General features: G+C 55.1%; 2 protein-coding genes. Both read right to left on the minus strand.

All coding sequences use genetic code 11. The features are described 5' to 3' along the window. Nucleotides 1-1,222 precede the first annotated feature (1,222 nt). Nucleotides 1,223-1,702, minus strand: coding sequence for a hypothetical protein (locus C0R07_RS19835; RefSeq protein ID WP_146027652.1), 480 nt, complete (start codon nt 1,700-1,702; stop codon nt 1,223-1,225). A gap of 326 nt (nt 1,703-2,028) precedes the next feature. Then, nucleotides 2,029-2,230, minus strand: a 202-nt coding sequence (locus tag C0R07_RS20005; protein WP_167390419.1) for a hypothetical protein, incomplete at its 5' end; no start/stop codon positions are given.

The following is a 2,230-nucleotide window of genomic DNA, read 5'->3' on the forward strand; positions in this document are numbered from 1 at the left end:
CCGCCTAAGCCATAGTTTATGGCTGCGAGGTGTCTACGGAACCCTGGGCGATTCATTCCAACTCAAACCATAAATGCGCGTGTAGTGTTTAAAAGTAACAAATACGGGAAAAGCGAGACATTTCGCACATCGTAAAAATGAACGCAGAATAAATTGGCGGGCGCTTGCCTTAAGTAATCTATCTTAAGAAGGCAGTTAGGCAATCTGAAATCGGAGCGCTTCAAGCCGAGCGAGATCTACGGCGGTGGTCTTGCGATTTTGAGACAAAACAAGCGCTAGGGCCGGTGGCTGGCGGTCGTTCCTAAGTAGCCTGACTCAAGCCCAAGGCGTAAGCGTCTGGCGGGTGCGTCAACCGTCTCCTGTCACGGAGAGGGAATGTTGACAGCCACTGACCAGGCGCTAGGTTGGTGGCAGGAGCACACCATGAACTACACCGTCTTTAAACAATGCCATTGCAGTCCTGCTCGTCTGCCTTTCGTCGAGGGACTTACGGTTGGTATGCCATCTATCGTCCGGACCTCCGGCACACATGCTAAGGCTCTAAGGTCGCGCGCGACTCGCTGTCTAGCCAACCATCAATTCGATACGCCTCTACGGGCAGTCAAACGGCGTGACCTCGCGGCGCTTATTGAGATGCTTGATCAGTTACACGAGGCTGCCCGCTGTGATCGAGCGCTCACCGAGGCCTGCGAGGGCGGTTTCCTGGAAGCTGTGCAAGTGCTTATTGGCCGAGCGAGCACGTCCTGGAGGATGGAGCGCGCGTTTCTCTTGGCCGCCGAGAGAGGTCACACGCGCCTGGCTTTGTTGCTGCTTCGCATAGGACTGCCAGATGTCGCTCGATTTTGCTCGAGAGGAGCTGCACTGGCGTTGCCGTGGGGTCATCGCACTACGGCGAGAGTCCTGGTTCGCGTTGCTCTCTCCACACAGTCGGATGATCAGCGAGCCTTTATAGGGCTCCTTTCTATAACGAACAGGACGGGCGACGCTCACCTAAGCCAAGCGATCCTTGAGAGATCTCTGATCCCTAATGCGGCATACGCAATGCGCGCAGCACTCCTGACGGGGCACTGGGAGTGCGCAGCCGTAACCTGGCGCTATCTCAACGACGAAGGTAAAGCTTATATCGAGCGATACTATGGCCGTGAGATGGCCCAGATGGAAGCTTGGCTGGCGCGCTCACTTTTGTTGCACAGCACGCCCCCGGTTAACCCAAAAGTGCCCTTTATCTGCCGGGTGTAGAACTCCATGGCGAGCGGGGCCGGGGCACTTCGTTCAAATTCTCCAACGTATCCTCAGGCTTGGCATTAATTAGTGTTGAGGCAAGATCTGAGACTTGCTGGGAGATCGAGTCGGGGTCGAACGCATTATTCTCATTATATGAAGGCCAGTCACTCGGGAGCGAAACATCTCTGTAGTCGTCCAGCCCCAAAGAGGATAGATAATTCTCCATCACGCTTAAATCTTCCGCGGCGTGCTCACCGAAGTCTAGCTGGTCTGAAATAGATGCCAGTGCTTCTGTATTTTCCACCCATTGTCCTTCGCGCCGCCCTGTGATCAGCCATGAGATCGTCAATGCCGTCTGAAAGGCTGTGTAGTTCCAGTCCAGCATGCTTGTCGAAAGAAATTGATAGGGCTTATCGAGCGGAAAGAGAAGGATGGCTTGGACTTCCTTGATGCGTTCAGTTTGCTCCGGTGTGAACATGCTTGGTCCTTTATGGGCGAGTCCAGAGCCCCGAGCATACAGTGGCCACGCGTTGCCTGCTCAGGCGCACAGACCAGAAGGGAATGTTGCGATTGATTGGGGATTGGGTGCGCCTCAGAGCGGCGTTGGCTTGAGATGGCGACTGCGTGGCTTAGCAGCTGGTAGTTGGCTTTCACGCTAGGAAGCGGCAGGATCGCTTCCATTCCGGATGCCAGCAGGTATAAATCGGCTCTTCTTACACTGCCACCCCATGCTGTGTTGGCTTGGAAGGGCGACGTCAGTGAGCGTTTGCAGCTGGGAGCTGTTCCCGCCCACAACGGCTACCATCAGCTTTCCTGCGGTCTCTTCGCAACCGGGATGATCTCGTTGAGCTCGCCGAGAACAGCATGCCCGAGGTCAGGGTCAAAATCTCCAGCAATCATTACCATAATTTGGATCACCATCATCGCAATGGCTTCAGCGTGGTTTAGCACTTCGATGATGAGCTCTGGTTGGAACGCGGGGCCGACGCTCTGAATCGCCCAGGGT

Source organism: Stenotrophomonas bentonitica (assembly GCF_002887735.1).
GTDB classification, from domain to species: domain Bacteria; phylum Pseudomonadota; class Gammaproteobacteria; order Xanthomonadales; family Xanthomonadaceae; genus Stenotrophomonas; species Stenotrophomonas bentonitica_A.